Here is a 24,661-nt window from a genome sequence, read left to right as displayed (position 1 = left end):
AGTTCGACGCGATCATCACCGCCAATTTCGGAGTTGTCCCGCCCCCTCTGGCACGGCCGCGGCCTGGATCCGCGGGCCCGCGGCAAACCGGCCGCACGTCCCGCGAGGCCGCCGCCGGCGACTGGCCGCCCGGCGCGGCGCCGGTGCGGCGAACTGGTCATCGACAGCGTTCCCCTCCGCTGACCGGACGCCTCTGCAGTCAGCGAGTGATCTCGAAAGGCAGGTGATGCCCGCGCTCTCGTGGAGCCCGTCAGCCCGTAGTTCGTTCGCCGGCGGGGATGCCTGCTTCGCAAGACGGCCGAGGAGACCCTGGTAGCGGTCCCGGCCCCGCGTCTAGCGGCGCGCCCCTCGCGACACCCGAGCCGGCCCGACTGCAGCGGCGGCGAGCACCGGAGTGAACGACGTAGCGATCGCACATGCAACCCTCGAACTGGTTCCGGCCGCCGCCTCGGTGGCGGCGGCCGGACTTCGACGAGATCAGCCGTACAGGTTGACGAACCGCCGCCGGCCACCCGAACGCCGGTGGTGGTGCACGGGGAAGGAGCAAAGGAGGCGAAAGGTCATGTTGATGCGGACTGACCCGTTCCGGGAGCTGGACCGGCTGACCCAGCAGTTCTTCGGTGCCAACGGCACCACGTCGCGCCCGGCGGTCATGCCGATGGATGCCTACCGGTCCGGCAATGAATACGTGGTGCAGTTCGACCTGCCCGGTGTCGCACCGGACTCCATCGACCTGGACGTGGAACGCAACGTGCTCACCGTCAAGGCCGAACGCAGCCCGGACTACGATGAGGGCGCCGAGGTGCAGGTGTCCGAACGACCCCGCGGGGTGTTCTCCCGCCAGTTGTTCCTGGGCGACACCCTCGACGCGGACAACATCGCAGCGCGTTACGACGCCGGGGTGCTGACGCTGCGGGTACCGATCGCCGAACAGGCCAAGCCGCGCAGGATCGCCATCAGCGGCGGGGGCGAGGCCAAGCAGATCAACGTGTGAGCGCCCCGAATCCGGGTTGGCCGATTCGCGGCCCCGCCTTGCGCGGCCTCGACCGCTTGGGGCGGGGCCGGTGTCGTCTTAGCCACCGGTACTCGAGCCTTGCCACCGGCGCCCGAGCCGTCTGCCGCGTCAGCAACAACACGCATCAACCCCAACGGAGAACCGGGTCATGCTCTACGAAGCCCCGACCCACGATGTCGCCGACCAACATTGCGACGCACCGGCACTCGACGACGGCGAACCCTGGCCCTGGCCCGGCGTGCCCCGTCTGGGGCGGGCACAGCAGGAGGATGAGGGGAAGCGATGGGTACGGCCTGCCGCTGCCGTGGACCCCGCAGCAGGACGTCGAGCGCACCGGCGGTGCCCGATGACCTCCTCGTTTACGCCCGCGAACTCCTCCCGAGGTCGGGCCGTCGGTGTTTCTGGCCGGGCCGACACCGCGCAGTCGAAGTACCGTCGTGTCGCCCGGACGCGATCGCCGAGCAACGGACCGGTCCGGCCTTTCAGGTCGGTGACCTGCGCTTTTCCGCACGCGGTTGCTTCATCGGAGTTACGCTCGCGGCAAGTGTTGCCGGGTGGGAACGGTCCCGCTTGCGGGTGAGCCGGGAGGTCACGATGGTTACGAAGCCAGTGGGGGCCGGGTAATCGTGGCGTCGGTGCGGCCGCCGGTGCGGTTGCCCCTGGCACAGCCCGCGCGGGAGGTGCCGGAGTCTCGTCCTGGCTGGTCCTGGGCGTTTGAACCGAAGCTGGATGGGTGGCGTGGTCTGCTGTTCGCCGAGCTCGGGCTACTGCAGTCGCGCCAGGACAACAACTTGGCCGATCGCTTCCCCGAGATCATGCAGGCCGGCGTGTCGCTGGGCGACGTCGTGCTCGACGGGGAACTCGTCGCCTTGCGCGGCGGCCGGCTGGATTTCGGGTCACTCGCCTCACGCCCCGGTGTCCGCGGGAAAGCCGGGTTGAGCATCTACTTCGCCGTGTTCGACGTCCTCGCGGATGGACCCGGACCGGGCAACGACTGGAGACCTCGCCCGTACCGGGAACGGCGAGCGCGCCTGGAGCAGCTGTTAGCCGATGTCGCCCCGCCGCTGCAGCTGGTTCCGAGCACGACCGACCGCGACGTCGCGCTGGCGTGGATGCGACCGGAGTCCAGCGACGTCGGGATCGAGGGCGTTGTGGCCAAGCTGATCGAGTCCCGGTACCGGCCCGGGCGGACCGACGCGTGGGTGAAGGTGCGGCAGGTGACCGTCGTGGACGCCGTTGTCGTCGGCGTGGCCGGCGACGTGCACGCCGCGCCGAGCGAGGTCGTGCTCGCCCGCCGCGACGAGCACGACATGTGGCGGCACATCGGACTGTCCCTGCCGCTCGCTCCACGGCTGGGCCAGCAGATCGGGGCGCACGTCACGCCCACCGGCGCGCCTGCGGCCTACATCTCCGCTGGGTTCGGCCGCGGACGCACCTGGTACCTGCCGGTGCGGCCCGAGCTCGTCGTCGAGGCCGAGACCGACCCCGCGGTCGAGTCGTTCAGCAGCCGGCAGCGGCCGCGGGTGCACCGCGCGCGGCCCGACCTCGCCGCCGGTGACGTGCCACGCGGCCGCCACACGGAGGAGTGAAGACGATGCCGGAGAAGAAGGTCACCGTGCAGGTCGGCGAGCGGCAGCTCGTGCTGTCGAACCTGGACAAACCGCTGTACCCGAGCGGGTACACCAAGGGCGAGGTGGTGCATTACTACAGCCGCATCGCGCCGGTCCTGCTCCCGCACTTGCGCGGCCGGCCGGTCACCTTCGTCCGGTTTCCGAATGGAACCGCCGCCGGCGAGGCGTTCTTCGAGAAGAACCTCGCCCGTGGCGCCCCGGACTGGATCCACACCGCCGAGTTGCCGAGCACCGGTTCTCGCAGCGGTCGCGGCCCGGGCACGATCGTCTACCCGCTGATCGAGGACCTGCCGAGCCTGGTGTGGGCGGCCAACCTGGCCGCGCTCGAGCTGCACGTCCACCAATGGATCGTCGGCCCCGGCCCGGCCCGCCGGGCTCCGGACCGACTCGTGTTCGACCTCGACCCCGGCGAGGGTGCCACCATCGTGGAGTGCTGTCGCGTCGCCGAGCGGCTTCTGGAGGTGCTCACTGCCGACGGGCTCACGCCGCTGCCCAAGACCAGCGGTTCCAAGGGCTTGCAGATCTATTGCGGCGTCCGGACCCGCCGCGCCGAGCGCACCTCCAATTACGCCAACGCGGTCGCCGAACAGCTCGCGGCCGAGATGCCCGAGCTGGTGGTGGCGAAGATGGCGAAAAACCTGCGCACGAACCGGGTCTTGATCGACTGGAGCCAGAACAACCCGGCCAAGACCACCATCGCCCCGTACTCCCTACGCGGGCGCGACGCCCCCACCGCTTCGACGCCGATCACCTGGGATGAAGTCCGCGCCTGCCGGACCCCGGCCGAGTTGACCTTCACCGCCGACGACGTGCTGCACCGCGTCGACGAGCACGGCGACCTGCTCGCCGAGCTTGAGCCGTCGCGTGCACCACTTCCGCAGAAGCCCAGCGCGTAAACAGCTGCGCTGCCGCAGGCGTTCTGCCACCGCCGAAGCCCACTACGCGCGGGGTCAGGTGGTTCGACGTGTTACGGGGCGGAATACGGGTAGCCGGGACTTGAGGTCGTCCGGAAACGAGCTCGAGGAGGAGTCGTGACCACAAGCGAAACTGGCCAGGTCACCGGTACCCAGGACAAGGACTACAACATCATCTGGTTCGTGGAGGCGTGTCTGAGCAACGCCCTGCGGATGGAGTCCTACATCGCCGACGCCGACCGTGCAGGCGACAGCGAGCTGGCGGACTTCTTCCGCCGCGCGCAGCAGGAAAGCCAGAAGGGAGCGGAGCAGGGCAAGAAGCTGCTCGCCCAGCGGCTCGGTGCCGCGAACTGAGTCCGCGAGCCGCACGTCGCGCCGCGGCCGTCGTGACCGACGTCCCCGACGAGCCGCGACTGCGAGGCGCGGCCAATACGAACAAACAGAAACCCTCACCTCGGGAGCGGGCGCTGTCGCCTGCGACTTACTCGCGGGCGTCAAGGAACGCGGTCACCTGCCGTGCCCTCGCCGACAACAACGCCTGACCGGGAACTACCCGACCGTTGGCAGTTTCTCCCTTAATCCCGTCGGCCCTCTGCCCCGTCCCGTCTCAGGTGGATCGGCTGGACAGCGCGTCGCGGATCTTGTCGATGAACGCCACGCCCGGGTCAAGCAGCCGGTTGGCCGGCGGTTTGTCCGGCGCCGAAGGATGGGGCCGAGTGGGAGCGCTCTTCTTCGCGTCCAGGACTTTACGACCCAACCGGCCCAGCTCTTCGACAGAACACGCGGCCCGGAGCCCGGGCAGCAGGACATTCTCCTCGTCCTCGATGTGGTGGCGAACGTCCCGGATCAGCCTGCCCAGCAGATCGTCGAACTGCGAATCATCCGGCTGAAGCCCCTCAAGCTGCTTCATCACCTCCTCAGCTTCAGCGTGCTCCCGGATCTCCTTGTCGGCCAGCTCATCGCCATTCTCCAGATACTCACGCGCCGCCGGGTACACAAACTGCTCCTCGGCGACCGAGTGGCGCACGAGCTCCGCGATAACGTGGTCGGTCAGATCCTTGCGATGCGCCCAATCGGTACCGCTTTCCAACTCGGCGAACACCTCTTCCACCGCACGATGATCACTGGTGATCACCGTGATCAGATCATTGTCTTGTTCGGAGGCCATGGCACTCACTCCCGTCCTGCAATATCGATATCACCGGGATACCCACCTCACCAACATCAAACGTCCGACACCCTGACGACGTCGTGCGCCCGCGTCCGCCCGTGACGACGACCTGCTCGCCGAACTCGCCATCACGCGTGTAGCGCTTCCGGCCCAATGACCGTCAACCCTGCTTCGCCTGCGGCAGAGCCAGGTCGCACGGCACCGCGTGCCGATGGGCACACGTCCGCCGGGAGTCGAAGCAGACATGGGCGCGGGCGACGAGTGGCCGGAGATCCGGCGGAGGATCACGGCAGCCGATGTGCTGCTCGTGGCGACTCCGACCTGGGTCGGGCACATGTCGAGCGTGGCCAGCGCGTCCTCGAGCGCCTCGACGCGGAACTGTCCGAAAGCGACGACGAGGGCCGCCCGGCGATGTTCGGGAAGGTCGGCGTCGTCGCGGTGGTCGGCAACGAGGACGGCGCCCACAAGATCATCGCCGACGTGTTCCAGGCCCTCAACGACACGGGCTTCTCGGTGCCGGCCCAAGGCGCGACGTACTGGAACGGCGAAGCATGCAGGGCGGCGACTACAACGACCTCGAGGAGACGCCCAAAGCGGTAGCCTCGACGAACGCGACGCTCGTGCGCGACGCCGTGCACCTGGCGAACCTGCTGAAGCAGCACCGGTACCCGGCTGGCTAGCGCGTCCTCGCCCCACGCGAGCTCGCGGCCGCTCGCGCACGACCGCGGCCGGGCTTCCCGGGGCACTGCTTCGTGTGCCCATCCGTGACACGAAGGCACAGGTCCCTGGCGCAGGTCCGGATGAGCGAGAGAATCGAGGGGATCGGCCGGGAGTGCACCACCGACCCAAGCCCGAGGAGGTGCCGGGCCTCGAGCCGGGCGGGTCCGTGCTGCCCGGCGATACTCCACCGGACGCCGGACAGACGCCCGCTCTCTCCCACCCGCAGCCCAAGCCGTCACGTGACCGGCGAGCGGTTCGGCCGGGCGGGCGTCGCCCGGATCCTGGAGCGCTCCGCCGGCTCGCCGCCGTCGGAGCTCGCCCGCCCGCCTCCTCGCCAAGCCGCGGTCGCCGACCATCTCGGTGCCGATCCGTCCGCCGACGTCGGCGGGCTGGTGGTTTCCTGGACGCCGGGCGGATGAGGGCGCGCTCACGCGGACGGGCCGGCCGCCGGGCTCCGGTCCGACCGCGGCCAGACATACGGCAGGTCCGCCGGCACGTCCGGGAACCGCCACCGGTAGTGCCCGGGTTCCTTGCGCACCAGCGCCGAACGATGGCTGCGGTGCAGTTCCTCGTCGCCCAGCCAGGGCGGCAGCTCCCCCGCGGCGGCCAGTTCGGCCTGGGTCCGCACCGGCGCCGTGCCGTACTGGTCGAGCAGCTTCTCCGCGCACGTGTCGGCCGCCCCGGTCGCGCGCCACACGGCGCACACCTCCAGGCCGTACCGGGTCAGCGCCTCCGCGTACCCGGTCCACATCTTCGCGGCCGGGTGGTGCCGCCAGCCGTAGCCGGGCACGACCAGAGCGCGCAGCACTTGCAGCGCTTCGACGCGCTGCTTGCCCAGCCGCCGGCGGTCGAGTGTCCGGGCGCTTTCCGCGAAATCTTGAAGGGGAAGGAAAGTTTGCATCACCGTAAGCCCTACCCTCGGGCCGCTCGCCGCAACCGTTCACAGTCGAAACCGTGGAGCGCCACCGCTGCCGGCTGCTTCGGGCCGGTCGGTGGCTCGGTCAGGGCAGCGCCGCCGAACCGCACTGCAACGCTGAACGTCGAGCGAGTCCGCCTGGCGATCACCGTCGGCATCGCCGGGCGGGACCGGCTCATCGGGCTTCGATCACGGTCTTGAACTCCGCGGCGGCACGCTCGACCTTCTTCTCCGGGTCCGCCAGCAAGGACGCGACCGCCTCGCCGAGCTTCCCGGCCGGGGGCTCGTAATCCAGGGAGATCTCCACGCCGGTCCTGCCGTTCCCCTTGTCCTCGAAGCGGACGACACCGGAGTTCTTCACGTCCGGGTCGGCATCGTCGACCGTCGTCCAGGCGATCTTGCGCGGAGGCGAGTCCTCAGCGATGCGAGCCTCCCACTCCACCGTCGAGCCGGCCGGACCGGCAACCTTCCAGCGGGTGCGCGTGGCGTCCCCGTCCATGGCGTCGACGGACTTGACGTCCGAGAACACCTGCGGCAACCGCGTCAACGGCCGCCACCAGTCGTAGCACGCCTGAGCGGGCGCTTCGACCTCGACGTAGTGCGCGACAGCAGCCACCATGACCTCCTCGATCAATTCGGGCGCCGGGCCAGGTCGGCCTCGGCGGACTCACCGCTTACCCGGTTCGGCGCACTCGGCAAACGCCCGCGTCGGGTCGAGGTCGCCGTGGCGCGCCGAGGTTTCGGACCGCGAACGCCGGGTATGAGAAGGCAACCTCCCCGGAGAAAGAAACTGCTCGTGGTCGAATTGACACGCACCTTCACCGTCGGAACCGGACCGCGCGAAGTCGTCGAGTACCTCAAGGAATTCGGCAGCACCACCACGTAGGGCCCCCGGGACGCAGTCGTGCGACCGCCTCGACAGCGGCCTGATCGCGATCGGCGCGCTGCCGGCACAACGTCTCCAAGGTTGCCGGCGTGAGAACCGAATTCACCTACGAGCTGACCCGGCTCGAACCAGGCCGGGTCATGTTCAGCGACGACACCGCCACCACCACCGACTCATCAGCGTCACCGGCGCCGACGGCGGGGCCACCCTGACCTACCACGCGACGGTCGAGTTCCACGGCGCAGCTCGGCATGCCGATCGCCGAAGCGGTGTTCAAGAAAGTCCGCAACGATACCGAAGCCAGCCTTACCCGGGTCGTCGGCACCCTCCAGGCCCCGCCGGCTGAGCCGATCAGGACACGGCGCCCGGATCCGCGGCTGCACCGGACACGAGCCGAGGGCAGCGGCCTCGCGGCGTCATCAAAGGGCGGTCACGCCGGGTGGATCTTGTCCGGGTGATGCACCGCCGTCCGCCCCGATTTCTCGCTGCGCACCAGGTACTGCGGCGCGTCCGGTGACGCCTTCGCCTTCCGCCCACCGGCTTCGGTGTCGAAGGTGATCACGTCCTCGACCGTGCCCACCGAACTCTCGTTGCCCGCGTCCCACCGCACGCGGTCGCCCTTTTCGAAGGTCTTCGCCATACCCCGGGCTACCCGCTCATCCAAGGACCACACCCTCTCCCCCGAAGTGTGACCCGGCGCGCTTCCGGCGCTATGGGTGGACGGCGTCCCCGGCCGCGGGCCGGCACGCGACAGGCAAGTGGCGCGCATGCGTGAGCGTCGCAGCTGGCTATCGGATGACCGAGCGCCCGATCCGTATTGGCGCCAACTGGAAGTCCACCCGTACGGATCCCTCCGGGGCGAAAAGCCCATCGGGCGCAATCACCGAGCGAACCACATCGATCGCGCGCTTGTCTCCACCCCGACTCTCCGACCCGACGCTGATTTTCAGCTGTCGCGTCCGCTGAGCGCGGCCCGCATGCGGTCGATGAGCCCCACTCCCGGACCGAGGATTTTGTTGGCCGGCGGCCCGCCAGGGGCCGCGGGATCGCGGGCGCGTCGGTGCCAGCTCCTTGGCCTGCTCGAACTTTTGGCCCAGCTCCCGAAGCTGCGCACCGCACGCGCTGCGCAGCTTCGGGAGGAGGTCGTTCTCCTCGTCGTTGAGGTGATGGCGGATCTCCTCGATCAGTTTGCCGACCAGCTCGCCGAACTTCGGCTCAGTGGTGTCGGTGTTTTTGATCGCCTTCATGACCTTCTCGGCTTCGGCGTGCTCTTCGAGCTCGTGGTCGGCCAGCTCGTCGCCGTTCGCGAGCACCTTGCGGGCCGTGGGGCACAGATACTGCTCCTCGGCCACAGAGTGGCGCACCAGCTCGACGATGGCGTGCTCGACCAGTTCCCGCCATGCGCTCGGGTCGATGCCGACCTCGATTTCGGCGAACACCGCTTCCACCTCGCGGTGGTCTGTGATGATGGCTTCGACGAGGTCCGGGGGGCACCGACGGCTACCCGGATTCCCCTCGGTCAAGCATCGCCGCGTACGACGCGGTGGTGACCCAGCCGTACGCGATGTGCGGCACCACGTCGGACACCCAATCCGAAAGCGACCAATCGCGCGGGTTGGACACTCCTATCGCGGCCATCGATGCGGCCGACACAGCGATGGCGCCCACGGTGGCGACCGCGCCGGCCGTCGTCGCGGAGGGGCGCCAGCCCGCCGCGCGGATCGCGCCGTAGCCGGCCCCCACCACGAGACCGGACACGATCCCGAGCAGCGCGCCAGCTCCCGAAACGCGATTGTTCCGCCCCTTGGCGGGGAACGTGAGTCCGGCCAGGTCGGCCAGCCGCGTCACGCTCTGCTCCGGGGTTTGGCTGGCCGGCCTGCCGCGCAGGACCATGTCCAGATAGGTGATGGCGTGCAACGCCGTGGTGCCCGCCGCTCCCGCGGCCAGGCCGCGGAGGATCGCTCGCCTCATGTCAGCGGGTGCCCGGGACCCGGATCGCCGAAACTCGGAATTCAGGACGCGGCCCGCCGGTCCAGATCGCAGCACACGCCGGCGCGCCACCAGGTCGTGCCGGTACCGCCCGCAATTTGGCCCATGTAGCGCAGGGGTGGCGGTGGGTGGGCCAGATTGCGCCGGCGTCGTCGAAGGGATCGGCGTCCTGGCCGTCGCGCATCCGGCGGATGATCTCGGTGCAGACCGCCGTTTGGTGAACGGATCGGCGGCTACGGCTTGCAAAAGACCCGGCGGCAGAACGGGTAGTCCGGTTCGGCACAGCTGGTCGTGGACAGTTCGCCGCGCCGCGCCTGAGCGGGCTCATCCCGTGTCACCCGAAACCGCTCAGGCTGATGGCGCTGGACCGTGCGAGCCGTTCGACATGAAGGCGACACCAGCATGGGTTCTTCTACTGGGTTGAACGACTGCCGGAGGGGAACGAGGGGAGAGTGATCACGACAGCAGAGGGAGCAGAACGTGCTCGTGCGAGGGGCAGGCAGGGGCCCGCGCACGCGAGCTGGCGACCCCTGACCGCGTCAGTTCCGCAAGCTGGTGCGGCTGGTCGCCAAGCGGGGCGCGGCGAGATCGCGGACGGCTGCCCGGGGCCGGCAGAGGGCGTTGCCGCTGGCAGATCGCGTGGGGCAGGTGGCGACGTACTGGCGGGCGTACCTGACGATGCGCCAGATCGGGCCGCTGTTCGGGTTTCGCATTCCGCGGCGTACCGGATGATCGACACGATCGGCCCACTGCTGGCGCTGGCCGCGGTCCGCAAACGCCCGATCGATGCAGTCGCGATCGTGGACGGCACCCTGGTCCCGAATTTGATCACCGGCTGGCGACACCGTCGAAGAACTACCGCTATCGGCCAACGTGCAGGCCGCGATCGACGCCGAGACCCTGCTGGTGATCGCCACCGGCGATCCGCAACCGGGCAGCCGCAACAACTGCACCGTCTACCGCGCCTCCGGCATCGCCGAACGACTCGCCGACCGGCCGGTCATGGCTGATGGCGGCCATCGCCGCGGGCGTCGGCGGAGGTGTCACGACGGAGCCGGTGGATGATCTGATCGCTCAAGGCGGCGTCGGCGTCGTCGAGTTCGTCCAGGGCGCCGGCGAGATTGCGGGCCCGGTCGGAGATGTGGCCACCGGGGCGCGAACGAGGCGTGCAGGCAGATGAACGGGCGTGGCACGCCAAGTATCAGAAAAGATCGCTGGCGAGACACTCGCGGCTGATCGGTGTTTGCGTAGGACGAGAATGTAAAGCTTGCCGTGTACGCGCCAATGTCACGTTCTCGGGGGTTTGCGATCCGCCTGTGAAGGTCCCCGTTACGCCGACAGGACGGCGCTGAATCGCGTCGTCACGTCCGTGCCGAGCCGCGCACCAGCGGTGATCGAGACTCGGTTCCCGTTGATGTGCGCCGAGTACCGGCTGGCGGCTTCGATGTCGGCGACCGGCACCTCGCGGGCCCACAGCACGTTGTAGGTGGAGCTGTCGACGGCGATCAAGACGGCGACGTCGAAATCGAAAGAACGGAAGGGTGAGAAGAACGCGCCTCGGGTGTCCGGGTGGATGGTCCTGGCCTTCACCTGGACCCGACGCCCGTCCGCAGCCCGCAGGTTGTAGGAGACCGACTTCGGGGCCAGCTCCCCGTCGTAGACCCGCGCGGCGAGGCACTCGGCATAGTCACCCAGCGGCGCATTCCGAGTCCTCACAACGCCCCGCCGCCGCAACTCCTGCAGGATCGCCGCGTAGTGTCCCAGCAATTCCGGAACAGACTCTCCGCGCAGGCCCTGCTGGCTGTCGGGATCCATGCCCGGACACTACGCGCTACCGGAGACCGATCCACCGAGACCGCGTCGCGCACGGTGGTCAAGAACTGCTGGCCGGTGGTGAGCGCCATCGTCGAGGGGCTGCGTTTGAGGTGGGTCTCGCGACCGGGCGGCGGGTACGTTCGGGGTGGCCGTGACGGCACCGGCCTGATCTCCCATTTGATCCAGGAGCCGATGATGCCTGTACCGGCACTGACCGCCGAGCAGCGGGAATCCGCGTTGGAGAAGGCGAACCTGCTGCGCCAGCAGAGGGCCGTGTTGTTGGCGGCCGTGAAGGATGGCGTCGTCACGCTGCCGGGCGTCCTGGAACGGCCGGTTTCGGCGCAGCGGCTGATGGATGAGGTCGGGATCTCCGCCGGCCGTTTACCGGACTAAGAGGCGACACGCCGAGACAGTCCTATCCGCAGTCGCGAGTAGCCAGTAGTCCTCACTCCATCGCTGATCGATCGGTTGGAGTGACGATGTTCGACGAGGCTGAGTGGGACGTCACCGCGATCTGCCGAGCGAGCGCGCGGTGCCGTGGTGGGTTGTTGATGAGGACCTGGTGCCGATCGAGTCGATACCGTGACCGAACCGGGCATGCCAGTGATAAGGACGTTCCTTCTTAGAGTGTGTTCGAGAAGGCTGGCGTGCCCGCGTGACCTTGTCGGCGCAGGTGATCAACAGTGCCGGGGTGGCACGACGTGCGCGGTACTCCTCGGACACCGGCGACGAACACTGGGCTCTGATCGAGCTGCTGCTGCCGGAGGTGAGGACCGCGGGCCCGGCCGGAGAAGCATCCCCACCGCGCGCTGGTGGACGCGATCCTCTACATCGTGCGGGCCGGGTGCTCGTGGCGGCAACTTCCCGCGGACTTCCCGCCCTGGCAGACCGGGGTTATGTTGGAGGAGTCGCCGCTGGTCAGGCCGGTTGTGGCGATGTGATCGGCGCGGCGGGATCTGGCTGGTGGCGGTGGGTGGCCGGGCCTGTCCACCCGGACGGTTCCTGGCCGGCCTTCTGGCTGTGGGCGTGCGGGCGCTGGCGGGCGTCAAGTGAGGAGGCGGCGTGGCTGCCGCCGGAGCGGAGGCCTGATGGTCACTCAGCGGAGCGACCGGATCGCCAGGGAGCAGGCGGCGCTGCGGCGGGTGGCGACGCTGGTGGCCCGGGCGGCGTCGCCGCAGAAGGTGTTTGCCGCGGTCACTGAGGAAGCCGGGCGGCTGCTGCGCGCCCACCACGCGTGGATGACCCGATACGAACCTGATGGCGCGGCAATAGTGGTCGCCACGTGGAGCAGCACCGGCGCCGCCGTCCCCGCCGGAACCCGATTGCGCCTCGGAGGGCGGAACGTGCGCACGCTGGTGTTCCAGACCGGCCGTCCCGCGCGCATCGACCATTCCACCGGCACCCCGGGCCTCGTCGCCGACGATCTCGCCCGCAAGTTCGATTACGGCGCGGCCGTGGGCGTGCCGGTCAGCGTCGAAGGCCGCCTGTGGGGCGCCATGGTCGTCGCATCCTCGCAAGGGGAGCCGCTGCCGGCCGACTCCGAGGCGTGGCTGGCCGGGTTCACCGAGCTGGTGGCCACCGCGATCGCCAACTCACAGGCGCGGGTGGAGCTGCACCGGTTCGCCGAGGAGCAGGCGGCGCTGCGGCGGGTGGCGACACTGGTGGCCCGGGCGCCGCCGCCGCCGGAGGTGTTTGCCGCGGTCACTGAGGAAGCCGGGCGGCTGCTGGGCGCCCACCACTCGTGGATGACCCGATACGACCCCGATGGCGCGGCAAGGTTGATCGCCACGTGGAGCAGCACCGGCGCCGCCGTCCCCGCCGGAACCCGGCTGCCCCCCGGAGGGCGGAACGTGTACACGCTGGTGTTCCAGACCGGCCGTCCCGCACGGATCGACAGCCCCGCCGGCACCCCGGGCCCGGACTGCGATGTCGCCAGCGAGTTGGGCGTGCGCTCGGCCGTCGGCGTGCCGGTCAGCGTCGCGGGCCGTCTGTGGGGCGTCATGGTCGTGTCATGCACGCAAGAGGAGCCGCTGCCCGCCGACACGGAGGCGTGGCTGGCCGGGTTCACCGAGCTTGCCGCCACCGCCCTCGCCAACGCCGAGGCCCACGCGCAGCTGGCCACCTCCCGGGCGCGGATCGTGACCACCGCCGATACCACCCGCCGCCGGATCGAGCGCAACCTGCACGACGGCGCTCAGCAGCACCTGGTCTCCCTCGCCCTACAGCTACGAGCCGTGCAGCTGGCCGCGCCGTCCGGGGGCAGTGAGCTGGTGCGGCAGCTCGACGAGGTGGCCGCTGGGCTGATCGAGGTCCAGGAGGAGCTGCGCGAGATCGCCCACGGCCTACACCCGGCCATCCTGGCCGAGCGCGGTCTGCGCTCCGCGCTGAAGGCGCTGGCCCACCGCTCTGCGGTCCCGGTCCGGCTGGATGTCCGGGTGGAGGGGCGGCTGGCCGAGCCGGTCGAGACCGCCGCTTACTACGTCGTGGCCGAGGCGCTGACCAACGCGGCCAAGCATGCGCACGCCACCACCGCCGAGGTCCAAGTGGCCGCCGATAAAGACGTGCTGCACGTGCGCGTCCGCGACGACGGCTGCGGCGGCGCCGACATCACCCGCGGCTCCGGTCTCACCGGCCTCAAGGATCGGGCCGAGGCGCTCGGCGGCGGCCTAGCGCTGCACAGCCCGCCCGGAGAGGGCACCACCCTTCAGGTTCAACTCCCGATGGAGCACGCCGGCGAAGCCGACAGCTTTGAGCACGTCAGCGACCAAGGACATCCCGTCTGAGTCCGGAGAAGCACCTCGCCGGGCCGGGCTCGGACTTCTCGCACTTGAAGCACTTCTTCGCCTGCTGCTCGTCGTCGGCCATGCCACTCCCCTGGTCTCGTTCGCCGCGTCGCGCTGACCGTAAGCCGGATCGCGCGAGCGCCCCGAGCTCGACATGCCGTTGCCCGGTGTGGCGTTCGCGTGATCCGCGCAGGCTCGCCAGGCCGGTCCGCCGGCGACGTCGGGGAACACGCGCGCCAAGCGAAAGAGAACGTGCAGAACTGGACGTGACACCCGGAGTCGGTGGCGCGGCCGCCGTAGCGTCGCACCACCGGCTCGCACGGGTTCGGACAGAAGACCAGGCGGGTCGGCGACAGGGACGCGTAGCGCCGCGCACCTTCGCCAAAGCGGGGGCGAGGGGGCTGGTCGGGACGGACCGATGAGGTCACTGTCCTTTCTCGTGTGGGAGGGCCGCACCGCACGCGCACGGCCCGCGGTTCGGAACCCTCTGGAACTCGTCAGGAAGCGATCTTCTGGCGGTTCGCGCCGGAACTTTCGGTGAAGGTCCAGTCGGACATGGCTGTCCTTCCCGAACTGTCGCATCGTCCGCTTGAGCATCGCCCGCCAGGACTCCCGGGACAGCTCCATCGGTCCTTCCGGCTCTCTGCGCCTCCTGCCCATCGGAACCACCTCCGTCGGTGCTGACGCGCGCCGACCGCCAAGACGTCGCCGGGTTCTTCCGCCGCGTGATGGAAGACGACTCGGCCCGGATGAAGCAATGCCACGAGTTCCTCAACGAACTTGCGGGGAGTGCCGGTCCGGGCCCAGCGGTTTCCTGGACCAGTCGGGCCCGCGCCTTCCGCGCAGAGCCGCGATCAGCGGCCGCGCACGGCGTCGGTCCGGCGACGGGCCCGGGCCTCGGCCCGGCCGCGAGCGGCGTACCACGGAAGGGCGAGGATCAAGGCGAGGCCGAGTTCGACCATGTCTCCGCCGTAGTACATCAGCTGCGCGCCCGCCTGCCTGTCGGCGGTGGCAAGCAGCGCGCCGGGCGGCGACACGGTGTACAGCGTCTTGGCCAGCACCGCGTGCGCAGCGGCGGCACCCACCAGCGCACCGGCCCGCACCCCGAGCCCCGAACGGTGGCGCACCGGCTCGAGCTGACACACCGCTGCCGTGAACAGCAGTCCGGTCAGGAACGCGTGGATGTGAACCACCCCGTGCAGCACCGGGTCGGCGGCGGCGGCGTAGAGACCGGTCCGGTAGAGCAGCCACAGACTGCCCGCCTCCAGCGCGGCCGTGAACGGCGGGAACAGTAGCGCCCCCACGGGACCGGATCCGAGCACCCGCGCGAGTCGGCGGCGGATCGTCGCCGATGTGACCCGCAGGAGCAGCGTCACCGGGCGGCCGAGCACGAGCAAAACAGGCGCGACCATGCCCAGCAGAACGTGCTGCAGCATGTGTCCGGTGAACCCGGACGTTTCCGGGACGAGCACCGCCGCCGCGGCCGTCATGGCGCCGAGAGAGAACGCGGCCTCGCGCGCGGCGGGCCACCTGTCGCCACGACGGCGCACGCGCCACGTGCCGGCCGTGTAACCGGCGAGCACGACCAGCGCCGGCACCACGGCGAGCCAGCCGGTAAATAACCCCTCGCCGTGCCCACCGTGGGCCAGGAACACACCCATGTTCAGGCCGTCCGCGTCCACGCGACCCGCAGGCACAGCACACCCGCCGCCAGCAGAACCACCGCCACGCCATTCCAGATCCAGTCGTAGGGCGCGAGCGAAACGCCGTAGCGGATCTGGTGCAGGTTCAGCAGCTTGTGCTGGATGGTGCCGTCGTACAGCTGGAACGCACCAGCACCGGTCAGGACCCCGCCCGCGAACGCGCGCCCGCAGAGCCGGTCACCACGTCGCAGGTCGGCCACCAGGATCAGGCCGAACACGATCGCGAACCAGCCGAACGCGTGGAACAGCCCGTCCGAGACCAGACCGGCACCGGTCGTCGATCGGTCGAAGAAGTGGTGCCAATGCAGCAGCTGGTGGAACACCGTCTCGTCGACGAACGCCGCGACGCCGACTCCCGCCAGCACCCCGGCCCACGCCGAACGAGCCCTGCGCACGGGCGAAGCGCCAATCCCGGACCATGCAGCCTCCACCACGTCCATCACCTCCGCCCCTTGGGGCTACCCGCCGCCCGGCCGGACATGCATCACGGCCTGCGGACTAACCCCCGAGAACGACACGGTCGTGTGTTCTGCATGCCTAGCGTCGTCCCACGCTCAGCGAGCACGACGTGGTGTCGGTGGCGCAAATGCACTACCGTAAGACGAAGGTTGAGTCAGCAGCCGCCGATGTCGTTTCTCGCCCGGCGGGAAGTCGGTCGTCGAACTGCACGCTCCCTGCGCTGTCTTTGACGATCATCCTGCGGGCGCCCTCGAGGGGAGGACTGCGATGACCTTCTCGAATCGCAGCGAAACCAGCTCTGGATTGACGCTGGGTGCCGATTTTGACACCGGTGACGAGTTTCACCTCTGTGTTCGTCGGCCAACGCCGACCGTGGCGGTGGTCGAAGTCGCGGGCGAAGTCGATTCGTGCACGGCGCCTCAACTCGAAGAGGTAGTCGGGTCTCTGCTCCGCAGCACCGTCGAGATCGTCGTCATCGATCTCTCACCGAGTATGTTCCTCTCGGTGGCCGGGCTGCGGGTGCTGTCCCAGCTCGACCTGGTGGCCGGCGAGCACGGCGTCGACTTCTCGGTTGATCCCGGAAGCTCACACGCTGCCCTGAGACTGCTGCAACTCGTGCCGATCGGATGTGAGCGCCGTGGCCGCGCGAGGGCATTTGACAATGGCGGTCCTCGGTCCCGCCCGGCGCGGTCCGCGACCAGAGAATGCGTCGAAGCTGAGTTCGTCCGCCGCAGACAGGAGTGACCTCGTTCCGGGAAAAGATCGTGGTGACCGAGGACGAGATCACCGCACTGGTCAACCAGTAGGCCGAGATCACGTTCGAGCTGTCCGAACGCGACATTGGCCGACGGCTGCGTGACCTGGAGGTGTCGTACTGGCCGGTGGCGTTGCGCGCCTACGTGGAGCAGGCGCGGCTCGAACGAAGCCTCGACCTCGACGAGGTCAACGAGTTCCTCGAGTCCATCCTCACCGGGATCATCGTCATCGACGCCGAGATGCAGATCAAGGCATGGAACCTGTGGTGCCGAAGACCTGTGGGCGTGCGTCGCGACGAAGCCGAGGGCGCCCACCTGCTGAATCTCGACATCGGCCTTCCCTGAGCGAACTGCCCCCGCCGCGCCCGAGGCCTTGGCCGATCCGAATTTTCACACCAAGCTGACGCTCTGCGCCATCAACCGTCGGGGCCGCAAGGCACAGGTTCGGCTACTGTACAGCGCCCTGCGCGGACCGGACAGCCAACGTCAGAGGCAATGAGCCGTTCTGGTGATGCAGGAAGTGAAACTTCCGTAATCGAGCAGCGCCGTGCGAACGTGCTCGGCATCCGACCGGCCTGATGTGGTTCGCCCTTCCTATTTCAAGCCTTCATCGAACGAGCCGAGCTCGCTGGCCGGAAGACCTGGCAGTAAGTCCCGCATGGACCTCGAGAAGATCCGGCGTCACACCCTTGGCGCCCTCCGCGAAGTGCCCGACGTGATCGGACTCCTTGGCTTCTCCTTCATGGGAAACGTCGCAGCCGAAGAGATCCCTCGAGTCCTGTGGGGCTGCGTGGATGCCCGCATACCTGCGGTGCTGACGCAGCGGCCGCTGACCCGCATCACCACAGGCGCAGGATCGGGAGATGCCGGTGGCGTGGCTGGATTAGCCGGAATGCTGCGGGGGTCGTGGCCGTAGGTGCTGCGTTCTGCGATTTGGCCGTCCTCGTTGGCCTTGTCAACGCGGCTTGCGGCGCATTGGGCCGCTGCGGGACGTGATGGCCGGGGATCCGCCATGACCAGGGGCTTGAGCGCGTAGGAGTCGTTGGTGTTCGCAGCAGAGACATCTACCGGCGGTGGCAATCCGGCGCGATCGGACAGCTCGTGGATCTTCGAGCCGCCACCCTGCGGACGCGGCTCGAACACCGAGGCCAACGGCTCCACCAACGAAACTCATCCGGCACCAACCGCAACGACAACGACCAACCACAATCAGCATCGTCGCCCACGAGCAAGCGAACACCACGTAAACGATCTAGGCCGTGCGCGAAAATGCGGTGGCTCCGCTGGCGGTGAGGTCTCGAGACTTCCACTGAGCCGCCCCGGCAGATAATTGCCACCGATCGGTTCGGCCGACACGGCGGCCCGGCTGGGCACCGGGCCGCCGTGTGCGGTCAGGTGGCCTTGTTCTTGGCGGATTTCGCCTTGCCTTTCATCGTTCCCTTGGCGTCCTGCAGGGGTGCGTAGGTGCCGTAGAGTGCGGGGTCGGGCTTGGGTGCTGTGCCGGGGCCGCCGAGGGGCTTGGCGTCCATTAAGTACTCGATGCCGGCGCCGGTGGTCCAGCTGGCGCCCTTGGCACCATCGGGGCCGTCGGACAGGTGCCAGATGGTGTGGTTGTGCTCCTGGTTCTCTTCGTCGAACAATGCGCTCGGGGCCACTTCGCCCTCCAACCCATCGGCTTCGAGTTCTTCGATCGCGGCCAGCCACTGCTTCTGGTGCACAGTGTCCCGGGCAAGGTTGAACTGCAGCATGGCCTTTACGCCCGGGTCGTCGGTCATGTTGTACAGCCGTGCTGTTTGCAACCGGCCCTGGGCTTCCGCGGCGGCGTTCGCACGGAAATCGGCCAGGAGGTTGCCCGACGCCACGATGTACTTGCCGTTCCACGGATAGCCGTTGCTGTCCGCGGGCAACGCGCCGCCGCCGGCGACAATGGCCTGCTGAGGGTCCATGCCGCCGATCACGGCGGCCATCACCGGATCCTTCACCGATTCCGCGGTGGCCGTGGCGGGCGCGCCTTCCAGCAACCGGGCGACCATCGTGGCCAGCATCTCGACGTGACCGATCTCCTCGGTCGCCGTGTCCATGATCAGGTCCTTGTACTTGCCTTCGACACGGCAGTTCCAACCCTGGAACAGATACTGCATCGTCACGGTCATCTCGCCGAACGCGCCGCCGATGAGTTCCTGCAGCTTGTGCGCATACACCGGGTCGGGCTTCTCCGGCTTAGCCTCGAACTGCAGCAGCTTCGTGTGACGGAACATTACTCACGCCCTTTCTACAAGGTGGAAACCAGCCATCGCTGGCAACAGGTCCGTCCGAATGCCCACCGCACGCGGAAATAACCATCTCAGCCCGGTTCGAGGCCACCGGGATTACCGAAGCATCCCCGGGGTACGCCTCGTTCGACGTGGCGGCCGTCGGCCCCACCGGAGCCCGCTCAGGGAGGAGAAGGACATGTCCACGAATTCGCCGTCATACACCGCCATCGGGCGGTCGTCCGCCCAGGTCGCCGCGAGTATCGTCGCCGTCGTATTCCTAGTGGTCGGCGTACTCGGGTTCATCCCCGGCGTCACGACCGACTACGACCAGATGGGCTTCGCCGGACACGACTCGATGGCCATGCTTTTCGGTTTGTTCATGGTCTCCACCCTGCACAACATCGTGCACCTGCTCTTCGGCATCGTCGGCCTCGCGTGCGCCCGCACCTCGCGCGCCGCGCGGCTGTACCTCCTCATCGGAGGAGTCGTGTACCTCGCGCTGTGGCTCTACGGACTGCTCATCGACCACGGCAGTGACGCCAACTTCGTTCCGCTCAACAACGCGGACAACTGGCTCCACCTCGGCCTCGGACTCGGCATGATCGCCCTGGGTCTGCTCACCGGCCGCGAAGAACGCACAGCCTCCACACCGACCGCAGCCGGGGGATCCGGCGGTCGCTAGCAACCACGCAACGCGTGGTTCCCAGGGGCGTCGGCGGTCTCCTCCTTACCCGCCGGCGCCCCGTTGAAAATCGAAGGGACCGCATGCCGGCCATCGCCGCGGACACCGCGCGCCCGCCTCGTCATGAGAACCGACCCCGACGTCTACGAGGCCATCGATCGCCCCTCGCGCACTGGGCGGACGAGCAGAGGCCGGGTCTCGCTGAAGACGAGAGCCCACCTGCTGGCGCACTCAGCGGCGGAGGACGTTCCTGACCGCCGCGACGACGAGACCACCGGCCAGCACCCACGGCCCCGCCACGATGAGAGGGTCCAGCAGGTGGTGCTTGACGTCCGCGCGTTTCTTGCCGACCCGGGAGGAAATTCCGTGGCGGGAGAACTCGCTGGCGACACCGGTTTCGGTGATGGGGTTGTCCGGATGGATTGTGGCAAACGAACGCAGGTGGTGCTCCCACGCATCCACCCGGTCGGCCGCCAGCAGGAGAAGCCAATGCGCGGCGCGCGCCTCGCTGTACTTGCGATAGGCGATCTTGCGCACGGCGCCGGAGAGGCCACGAGGTGGGCATGAGGTACCGAAAACCGGGGTGAGGAACGCGTGCTCGATCGACCGTTCCCGAGGCCACTTCTCGGGTTGGCGCTCGGGGAACTCCCAGTGCGCGCCCCTCTGGTCCTCTTTCCACAGCAGTTTCGGTACAGACGGCCGGTCCTGCGGATCGAGGTCGGCTCCCCAGCCGGGGATCCGGGCACGCAGTTGGTCACTCGTCTCCGCGAGCGGCGGCCGCTTGGAGGTGTAGACCATGATCGGGTTCCTTCCTTAGCTGCCGCTAGGCACGATCAGCGGCTTGATGCAGCCGTCCAGCTTCGCGGAGAAGATGTGGTAGCCCTCGGCGATGTGCTCGAGCGGGATCCGGTGGGTGACGATGTCGCTCGGCTTGAGGTAGCCGTTGCGGATGTGCTCGAACAACCGCGGCCACTGCCGCTTGACGGGGCACTGGTTCATCCGCAGAGTGAGGCCCTTGTTCAGGGCGTCGCCGAATTTGACCGCGCTGAACATCGGCCCGTAGGCCCCCATCACCGACACGGTGCCGGCTTTGCGGACCGAGTCGATGGCCCAGTTGAGCGCGATCGGTGAACCGCCCTGCAGCTTCAGCTTGGCCGACGTGACGTGCTGGATCAGGTTGCCGTCGGCCTCTGCGCCCACCGCGTCGATCGCGACGTCGGCACCGAGGTGGTCGGTGAGCTTCTTCATCTGCACGACGATGTCGTCGTACTCGGTGAAGTTGCAGGTTTCGGCGTGCGCGAAGGTTCGCGCCTTCTCCAGGCGGTACTCGAGGTGATCGACGACTATCACCCGTCCCGCACCCATCAGCCACGCCGACTTCGCGGCGAACAGCCCGACCGGGCCGGCCCCGAAGACGACGACCACGTCGCCCTCGACGATGTCTCCGAGCTGCGCGCCGAAATAGCCCGTGGCGAGTGCGTCGGTGAGCAGGACCGCGTCTTCGTCGTCCATCCACTCCGGGATGACGGTCGGGCCCACGTCGGCGAACGGCACCCGGACGAACTCGGCTTGGCCACCGTCGTACCCCCCGCAGGTGTGCGAATACCCGTAGATGCCACCGACGGCCGTGGCGTTGGGGTTCACGTTGTGACAGTTCGAGTACAGGCCGCGGGCGCAGAACCAGCAGGTCCCGCAGAAGATGTTGAACGGCACCATCACCCGGTCGCCGCGCTTGAGATTCCGCACACCTGATCCCACGTCCTCGACCACGCCGACGAACTCGTGCCCGAAGGTGAAGCCGACCCGGGTGTCCGGCATCATCCCGTGGTAGAGATGCAAATCCGACCCACAGATCGCCGCCAACGACACCCGGACGATCGCATCGTTCGGATGCTCGATCGCCGGCACTTCCTTTTCCTCGACCCGTACTTTGTACGGCCCGCGATACACCATCGCACGCACAGCGCCTCCTCCGGCGATCCCTCGGAGCGGCCGGCCGCTTGCCGTCACGCAACCGACCGCGCCACCGGGCGACTGAGTACCCGAGCCGCCCGCGCATAACCGTCGAACGTGCACACTTCGGCCCGGCCACGACTCCGGCACCGTGCTCGAGCCGGGCATCCTCCGAGGCGATCACGACGTTCGTGACGAACCGCCTCCTGCGCCTGCTGCGCACCCGGTGCGCCTCGAGCTCGCGGTTGACGTCGCGCACCCCGTGCCCGCGGGCACGGGCGAACTCGTAGCCGATCCGGGTCGGAGCCGGGTGCGCGGCGGAGTGCTGTCTGGTTCGACGGTCGTCCTCGCGGGTCATGGGCGTCCGGCGACACGTCGAGTTGTTCCAGCACGGCCCGGCGCTCGTCGTAGCACCGGTCGAGCCGTGAGCCGAACACGAGGCCCGGGCGGCGGCCGCCAGTGGATGCGCTGAACTGCGGCTGGCGGTCGGGCGCTACCTCGTCCGCACGCTCAAGCTGATCGGCCGCGGGCCCGTGTTCGCCCTGCACCAGTCGGTGGAAGAGGCGCTGGCCGCCAACGCCGTCTGACCGGCGCTGTCGAACTCCACGCCCACCATCAGCCGGACCCGGACCCGGACCCGTTCACGGACGCGGCTAACCCTCATCGGCACCCTCTCCGGCCACACCGCCCTCCATGCCACCGAGCTCGGCACCATCGTGACTATGACCTGGTACCTCTTGCCGTGATCATCGTGACTGCGTCCGTGATCATCGTGATTGCGTCGCGAACCACGCGTAGCACGGTTAAGGGTCCGGACCAGCTGGGTAGTCCGAGAATGGCGGCCGGACGGTCAAGCAGCGCGCGGTCCGGCCGCCCCACCAGAAGCCACGCCACGACCCGCCGCAAGTCTCGCGATCATCGGAGTCGTGGCCGCGAGGCTCAGTCCGGCCTTGACACCAGTGCGGTGTAGAGCGTCAGGCCAGGCCCGAATGCCATCATCACGGCGGGTTTCCCGGTTTCGGGTTGCCCGCGAGTTCGTCGAAGATCACCAGGACACCGGTGCTCACCACCGCGGGGCCCGCGTGGTCGGTATGGGTGAATCTTCGGTCCCCGTCCCCAGGTGGCTCCGCGCGTTGCCGGGATCCACGCGGCCACCCGGCGCGCACTCCCCCAGCCGCCGGGTGTATCCCGGGCCACGCCGGGTACCTGCGGATCCATGACCGCCGAACCCGCCGGGAACTCCTTGTCCTTCATCGGCACTGCGACGACCCTGCTGCGGCTCGGGCCGTTCACTGTGCTGACCGACCCGAACTTCCTCCACCGGGGTCAGTGGTCGTACTTCGGCCAGGGTCTGGTGTCCCGGCGCCGGACCGAACCCGCGGCGCAACCCGCGGACCTCCCGCCACTGACCGCTGTGGTGCTCTCGCACCTGCACGGCGACCACTTCGACCGGGTGGCCGCCCGGGAACTCCCTCGCGACCTGCCGATCGTGACGACCGACCACGCGGCCCGGCGGCTGCGGCGGCGCGGGTTCCACGCGTCGGTCCCGCTCGAGACCTGGACTTCCGAGCGGTTCACCGACGCCGGCGCGACGCTCACCGTGACCGCGGTGCCCGCCCAGCACGCTCCGGGCTTACTGAACCGCGTGCTGCCCCCGGTCATGGGCAGCGTGCTGGAGTACCGCGAAGCGCCACAGGCCCAGCCGCTGCGGATGTACCTCAGCGGCGACACGGTGATGCACGACGGACTGGCCGCGATCCGGGACCGGTTCCCCGGCCTCGACCTCGCCGTGGTGCACCTGGGCGGCACCCGGGTGCTCGGCGTGCTCGTGACCATGGACCACCGCCAGGGCGTGGACCTGCTCGAACTGCTGACCCCGGCCCAGATGGTGCCCGTCCACTTCGACGATTACGGGCTGTTCACCTCTCCGCTGTCCGACTTCCTCGTCGAAGTCCGGGAACGGCGCCCCTCGACCCGGGTCCGCGTCCTCCAGCGCGGGGAGACACTGCGGTTCTGACTGCCCGAGATCGGCATCGGGCGATCGGGTATCCACGGGCCAGGAGGTGTGCATGAGCGGATCCGGTGAGACGCTGGAGCGTCGAGGAGGAACATCTACTGCTGGATCCCGACACCGGTAGCTCCGTAGCCCGGCGCGCCCAGATCACAGCCGGACGGCGGCTGCTCGCGGAAGCACCGACGGAAGAGGAAGGCCTGTTGGCTGCCACGGGCACTCCGCTGACCGCTTCCGCGCCCGGCCCGGGCTCGCGGCGCAGGGCGTTACGCCAACATCGACATGGGCTACGGCGACCCGGTCAGCGACTACGAGGTGTGCGGGTGCCACGTCCTCGTGGGCGTCGCGGACCCCGACACCGCCGTCTCCGGAGTAAACCACCTCGGCCGCTGGTTGCCGGTGCTGCCGGCCCTGTCCGCGAACTCGCCGTTCGACCACGGCCGTGACACCAGCTACCACAGTTGGCGAATGGTGCTGCAGTCACGGTTCCCCGAGTCCGGCGTGGTCGCGTACTCCGCAGCCGCACCGAGTACGGGGCCGCGGTGGACGTCCTGGTCGACTGCGGTGCGCTCATCGACGACCACCAGTCCTTCTGGCCGGTCCGGCTCTCACCGCGGTGCACCGTCGAACGCGGACCGCCGACGTCTCATCCACCGTGGACGGTTCGCTGTTGCAGGCCCTGCTGTCCCGCGCCCTCATCCGCACCGCACTGGGCGGCCTTGACCGCGGCGTCGAAGCGGCCCGTTGCCCCATAAACTGGTGTCGCAGAATGGGAGCCGTTAGCTGCGCCGGCACGCGCACACCGCGACAACGAACCGGTCGGACCGCGCCACTTTCCCGTCGGCGTCCGCTGTTCGACCGGCCCTTCGACCAGGACCGGCGGGCCGGGGACCACGGTCACCCCGCGGTGCTCCCGGTCACCGTTCGGCACGCAGCACCACCAGCTCCTCGTGCCGCACCCCCGGCGCAACGAATCCACGGTCTTCCAGGAACCGGGCCCGCC

25 protein-coding genes and 7 pseudogenes are annotated in these 24,661 nt (G+C 68.9%); 18 read left to right on the top strand and 14 right to left on the bottom strand.

Going from position 1 to position 24,661, the window contains the following annotated elements; genetic code table 11:
- Nucleotides 1-562: 562 nt before the first annotated feature.
- The 4 genes from AB0383_RS34080 to AB0383_RS34065 all read left to right on the top strand — a co-directional run bounded on the left by AB0383_RS34080 (nt 563) and on the right by AB0383_RS34065 (nt 3,914).
- A complete protein-coding gene (locus AB0383_RS34080; RefSeq protein WP_364188151.1) occupies nt 563-994 on the top strand; it encodes an Hsp20/alpha crystallin family protein in 432 nt (143 codons plus the stop codon).
- A 668-nt stretch (nt 995-1,662) separates the two neighbouring features.
- Nucleotides 1,663-2,604: a hypothetical protein gene (locus AB0383_RS34075; protein ID WP_366189480.1), complete on the top strand. Its 942-nt coding sequence runs from the start codon at nt 1,663-1,665 to the stop codon at nt 2,602-2,604.
- 5 nt (nt 2,605-2,609) lie between these two features.
- Nucleotides 2,610-3,542 carry a non-homologous end-joining DNA ligase gene (gene ligD, locus AB0383_RS34070; protein WP_364188154.1) on the top strand — a complete coding sequence of 311 codons (933 nt, stop codon included), beginning with the start codon at nt 2,610-2,612 and terminating at the stop codon, nt 3,540-3,542.
- 135 nt (nt 3,543-3,677) lie between these two features.
- Nucleotides 3,678-3,914, top strand: coding sequence for a hypothetical protein (locus tag AB0383_RS34065; RefSeq protein WP_364188157.1), 237 nt, complete (start codon nt 3,678-3,680; stop codon nt 3,912-3,914).
- 253 nt (nt 3,915-4,167) lie between these two features.
- On the opposite strand, the gene AB0383_RS34060 is transcribed toward AB0383_RS34065, so the two are convergent.
- Nucleotides 4,168-4,728 (bottom strand): hemerythrin domain-containing protein, encoded by a 561-nt coding sequence (locus tag AB0383_RS34060; RefSeq protein WP_364188160.1) that lies wholly within the window; start codon nt 4,726-4,728, stop codon nt 4,168-4,170.
- A 229-nt stretch (nt 4,729-4,957) separates the two neighbouring features.
- Here AB0383_RS34060 and AB0383_RS34055 point away from each other — a divergent pair.
- From AB0383_RS34055 to AB0383_RS34045, 3 genes and pseudogenes are all read left to right on the top strand, one after another.
- Nucleotides 4,958-5,411, top strand: a pseudogene (locus tag AB0383_RS34055) (NAD(P)H-dependent oxidoreductase); the annotation flags it as partial.
- Between the two features lie 152 nt (nt 5,412-5,563).
- A pseudogene (locus AB0383_RS34050) lies at nt 5,564-5,692 on the top strand (DUF6480 family protein); the annotation flags it as partial.
- Complete coding sequence (locus tag AB0383_RS34045) at nt 5,691-5,870, top strand: hypothetical protein (RefSeq protein WP_364188163.1); 180 nt, start codon at nt 5,691-5,693, stop codon at nt 5,868-5,870. The pseudogene AB0383_RS34050 and the gene AB0383_RS34045, both read left to right, overlap by 2 nt.
- A gap of 8 nt (nt 5,871-5,878) precedes the next feature.
- Here AB0383_RS34045 and AB0383_RS34040 read toward each other — a convergent pair whose 3' ends face one another.
- Together AB0383_RS34040 and AB0383_RS34035 are read right to left on the bottom strand one after the other, a co-directional pair.
- A complete protein-coding gene (locus AB0383_RS34040; protein ID WP_364188166.1) occupies nt 5,879-6,352 on the bottom strand; it encodes an MSMEG_6728 family protein in 474 nt (157 codons plus the stop codon).
- 190 nt (nt 6,353-6,542) lie between these two features.
- Nucleotides 6,543-6,986 (bottom strand): SRPBCC family protein, encoded by a 444-nt coding sequence (locus AB0383_RS34035; protein WP_364188169.1) that lies wholly within the window; start codon nt 6,984-6,986, stop codon nt 6,543-6,545.
- 356 nt (nt 6,987-7,342) lie between these two features.
- On the opposite strand from AB0383_RS34035, the gene AB0383_RS34030 reads away from it, so the two are divergent.
- A complete protein-coding gene (locus AB0383_RS34030) occupies nt 7,343-7,465 on the top strand; it encodes a hypothetical protein (RefSeq protein ID WP_364188171.1) in 123 nt (40 codons plus the stop codon).
- Nucleotides 7,466-7,683: 218 nt separating this feature from the next.
- Here AB0383_RS34030 and AB0383_RS34025 read toward each other — a convergent pair whose 3' ends face one another.
- The 3 genes and pseudogenes from AB0383_RS34025 to AB0383_RS34015 all read right to left on the bottom strand — a co-directional run bounded on the left by AB0383_RS34025 (nt 7,684) and on the right by AB0383_RS34015 (nt 9,224).
- Entirely contained in the window at nt 7,684-7,893 is a 210-nt protein-coding gene (locus AB0383_RS34025; protein ID WP_364188219.1) for a DUF2945 domain-containing protein, read from the bottom strand.
- A 306-nt stretch (nt 7,894-8,199) separates the two neighbouring features.
- Nucleotides 8,200-8,776 (bottom strand): annotated as a pseudogene (locus tag AB0383_RS34020) (hemerythrin domain-containing protein).
- Complete coding sequence (locus AB0383_RS34015; protein WP_364188174.1) at nt 8,754-9,224, bottom strand: hypothetical protein; 471 nt, start codon at nt 9,222-9,224, stop codon at nt 8,754-8,756. The pseudogene AB0383_RS34020 and the gene AB0383_RS34015 overlap by 23 nt, the downstream one beginning before the upstream one ends.
- 552 nt (nt 9,225-9,776) lie before the next feature.
- Here AB0383_RS34015 and AB0383_RS34010 point away from each other — a divergent pair.
- A pseudogene (locus AB0383_RS34010) lies at nt 9,777-10,265 on the top strand (transposase family protein); the annotation flags it as partial.
- A gap of 306 nt (nt 10,266-10,571) precedes the next feature.
- On the opposite strand, the gene AB0383_RS34005 reads toward AB0383_RS34010, so the two are convergent.
- The gene (locus tag AB0383_RS34005; RefSeq protein WP_366189479.1) at nt 10,572-11,057 is read right to left on the bottom strand and encodes a hypothetical protein; all 486 of its coding nucleotides are present in this window, start codon (nt 11,055-11,057) and stop codon (nt 10,572-10,574) included.
- A gap of 78 nt (nt 11,058-11,135) precedes the next feature.
- On the opposite strand from AB0383_RS34005, the gene AB0383_RS34000 reads away from it, so the two are divergent.
- The 3 genes and pseudogenes from AB0383_RS34000 to AB0383_RS33990 all read left to right on the top strand — a co-directional run bounded on the left by AB0383_RS34000 (nt 11,136) and on the right by AB0383_RS33990 (nt 13,840).
- The gene (locus AB0383_RS34000; RefSeq protein WP_366189478.1) at nt 11,136-11,450 is read left to right on the top strand and encodes a hypothetical protein; all 315 of its coding nucleotides are present in this window, start codon (nt 11,136-11,138) and stop codon (nt 11,448-11,450) included.
- A 352-nt stretch (nt 11,451-11,802) separates the two neighbouring features.
- A pseudogene (locus AB0383_RS33995) lies at nt 11,803-11,947 on the top strand (transposase); the annotation flags it as partial.
- Between the two features lie 198 nt (nt 11,948-12,145).
- Complete coding sequence (locus AB0383_RS33990) at nt 12,146-13,840, top strand: GAF domain-containing protein (protein WP_364188182.1); 1,695 nt, start codon at nt 12,146-12,148, stop codon at nt 13,838-13,840.
- 854 nt (nt 13,841-14,694) lie between these two features.
- Here the strand turns inward: AB0383_RS33990 and AB0383_RS33985 are convergent.
- Entirely contained in the window at nt 14,695-15,537 is an 843-nt protein-coding gene (locus AB0383_RS33985) for a cytochrome c oxidase assembly protein (protein ID WP_366189477.1), read from the bottom strand.
- The gene (locus AB0383_RS33980) at nt 15,504-15,977 is read right to left on the bottom strand and encodes a DUF2243 domain-containing protein (RefSeq protein ID WP_366189476.1); all 474 of its coding nucleotides are present in this window, start codon (nt 15,975-15,977) and stop codon (nt 15,504-15,506) included. The genes AB0383_RS33985 and AB0383_RS33980 overlap by 34 nt, the downstream gene beginning before the upstream one ends.
- A gap of 292 nt (nt 15,978-16,269) precedes the next feature.
- Between AB0383_RS33980 and AB0383_RS33975 the strand changes: the two genes are divergently transcribed.
- The 3 genes from AB0383_RS33975 to AB0383_RS33965 all read left to right on the top strand — a co-directional run bounded on the left by AB0383_RS33975 (nt 16,270) and on the right by AB0383_RS33965 (nt 17,673).
- Nucleotides 16,270-16,746 carry an STAS domain-containing protein gene (locus AB0383_RS33975; RefSeq protein ID WP_366189475.1) on the top strand — a complete coding sequence of 159 codons (477 nt, stop codon included), beginning with the start codon at nt 16,270-16,272 and terminating at the stop codon, nt 16,744-16,746.
- 122 nt (nt 16,747-16,868) lie between these two features.
- On the top strand, nt 16,869-17,102 hold the full coding sequence (locus AB0383_RS33970; protein WP_364188192.1) for a hypothetical protein: 234 nt from the start codon (nt 16,869-16,871) through the stop codon (nt 17,100-17,102).
- A 313-nt stretch (nt 17,103-17,415) separates the two neighbouring features.
- Entirely contained in the window at nt 17,416-17,673 is a 258-nt protein-coding gene (locus tag AB0383_RS33965) for a hypothetical protein (RefSeq protein WP_364188194.1), read from the top strand.
- 45 nt (nt 17,674-17,718) lie between these two features.
- Here the strand turns inward: AB0383_RS33965 and AB0383_RS33960 are convergent.
- Nucleotides 17,719-17,873: pseudogene (locus AB0383_RS33960) on the bottom strand (IS5/IS1182 family transposase); the annotation flags it as partial.
- Nucleotides 17,874-18,148: 275 nt separating this feature from the next.
- Nucleotides 18,149-19,015: a manganese catalase family protein gene (locus AB0383_RS33955; RefSeq protein ID WP_364188197.1), complete on the bottom strand. Its 867-nt coding sequence runs from the start codon at nt 19,013-19,015 to the stop codon at nt 18,149-18,151.
- 193 nt (nt 19,016-19,208) lie between these two features.
- Here AB0383_RS33955 and AB0383_RS33950 point away from each other — a divergent pair, with 193 nt between their 5' ends.
- Nucleotides 19,209-19,694 carry a DUF4383 domain-containing protein gene (locus AB0383_RS33950; protein WP_364188200.1) on the top strand — a complete coding sequence of 162 codons (486 nt, stop codon included), beginning with the start codon at nt 19,209-19,211 and terminating at the stop codon, nt 19,692-19,694.
- Nucleotides 19,695-19,925: 231 nt separating this feature from the next.
- Here AB0383_RS33950 and AB0383_RS33945 read toward each other — a convergent pair whose 3' ends face one another.
- Both AB0383_RS33945 and AB0383_RS33940 read right to left on the bottom strand, forming a co-directional pair.
- Entirely contained in the window at nt 19,926-20,492 is a 567-nt protein-coding gene (locus tag AB0383_RS33945; RefSeq protein ID WP_366189474.1) for a hypothetical protein, read from the bottom strand.
- A gap of 15 nt (nt 20,493-20,507) precedes the next feature.
- Complete coding sequence (locus tag AB0383_RS33940) at nt 20,508-21,647, bottom strand: zinc-dependent alcohol dehydrogenase (RefSeq protein ID WP_366189559.1); 1,140 nt, start codon at nt 21,645-21,647, stop codon at nt 20,508-20,510.
- Nucleotides 21,648-22,863: 1,216 nt separating this feature from the next.
- Between AB0383_RS33940 and AB0383_RS33935 the strand changes: the two genes are divergently transcribed.
- A complete protein-coding gene (locus tag AB0383_RS33935) occupies nt 22,864-23,664 on the top strand; it encodes an MBL fold metallo-hydrolase (RefSeq protein WP_364188207.1) in 801 nt (266 codons plus the stop codon).
- Between the two features lie 276 nt (nt 23,665-23,940).
- The gene (locus AB0383_RS33930; protein ID WP_364188210.1) at nt 23,941-24,381 is read left to right on the top strand and encodes a glutamate-cysteine ligase family protein; all 441 of its coding nucleotides are present in this window, start codon (nt 23,941-23,943) and stop codon (nt 24,379-24,381) included.
- A gap of 56 nt (nt 24,382-24,437) precedes the next feature.
- Here AB0383_RS33930 and AB0383_RS33925 read toward each other — a convergent pair.
- Nucleotides 24,438-24,589, bottom strand: a pseudogene (locus AB0383_RS33925) (CDGSH iron-sulfur domain-containing protein).
- Nucleotides 24,590-24,661 lie beyond the last annotated feature (72 nt).

Origin of the sequence: Amycolatopsis sp. NPDC051373 (assembly GCF_040689465.1) — a bacterium.
Classification (GTDB): domain Bacteria; phylum Actinomycetota; class Actinomycetes; order Mycobacteriales; family Pseudonocardiaceae; genus Amycolatopsis.
This window is presented reverse-complemented; position numbering and strand designations above follow the sequence as displayed.

Coding starts and splice junctions, on each gene's coding strand:
- AB0383_RS34005 (WP_366189479.1), bottom strand. CDS start 11,057: ATGGATCCCGACAGCCAGCAGGGCCTGCGCGGAGAGTCTGTTCCGGAA.
- ligD (WP_364188154.1), top strand. CDS start 2,610: ATGCCGGAGAAGAAGGTCACCGTGCAGGTCGGCGAGCGGCAGCTCGTG.
- AB0383_RS34035 (WP_364188169.1), bottom strand. CDS start 6,986: ATGGTGGCTGCTGTCGCGCACTACGTCGAGGTCGAAGCGCCCGCTCAG.
- AB0383_RS34025 (WP_364188219.1), bottom strand. CDS start 7,893: ATGGCGAAGACCTTCGAAAAGGGCGACCGCGTGCGGTGGGACGCGGGC.
- AB0383_RS33930 (WP_364188210.1), top strand. CDS start 23,941: ATGGGCTACGGCGACCCGGTCAGCGACTACGAGGTGTGCGGGTGCCAC.
- AB0383_RS33965 (WP_364188194.1), top strand. CDS start 17,416: ATGGACCTCGAGAAGATCCGGCGTCACACCCTTGGCGCCCTCCGCGAA.
- AB0383_RS33945 (WP_366189474.1), bottom strand. CDS start 20,492: ATGGTCTACACCTCCAAGCGGCCGCCGCTCGCGGAGACGAGTGACCAA.
- AB0383_RS33990 (WP_364188182.1), top strand. CDS start 12,146: ATGGTCACTCAGCGGAGCGACCGGATCGCCAGGGAGCAGGCGGCGCTG.
- AB0383_RS33975 (WP_366189475.1), top strand. CDS start 16,270: ATGACCTTCTCGAATCGCAGCGAAACCAGCTCTGGATTGACGCTGGGT.
- AB0383_RS34040 (WP_364188166.1), bottom strand. CDS start 6,352: ATGCAAACTTTCCTTCCCCTTCAAGATTTCGCGGAAAGCGCCCGGACA.
- AB0383_RS33940 (WP_366189559.1), bottom strand. CDS start 21,647: ATGGTGTATCGCGGGCCGTACAAAGTACGGGTCGAGGAAAAGGAAGTG.
- AB0383_RS34060 (WP_364188160.1), bottom strand. CDS start 4,728: ATGGCCTCCGAACAAGACAATGATCTGATCACGGTGATCACCAGTGAT.
- AB0383_RS33955 (WP_364188197.1), bottom strand. CDS start 19,015: ATGTTCCGTCACACGAAGCTGCTGCAGTTCGAGGCTAAGCCGGAGAAG.
- AB0383_RS34080 (WP_364188151.1), top strand. CDS start 563: ATGTTGATGCGGACTGACCCGTTCCGGGAGCTGGACCGGCTGACCCAG.
- AB0383_RS34015 (WP_364188174.1), bottom strand. CDS start 9,224: ATGAGGCGAGCGATCCTCCGCGGCCTGGCCGCGGGAGCGGCGGGCACC.
- AB0383_RS33935 (WP_364188207.1), top strand. CDS start 22,864: ATGACCGCCGAACCCGCCGGGAACTCCTTGTCCTTCATCGGCACTGCG.
- AB0383_RS33950 (WP_364188200.1), top strand. CDS start 19,209: ATGTCCACGAATTCGCCGTCATACACCGCCATCGGGCGGTCGTCCGCC.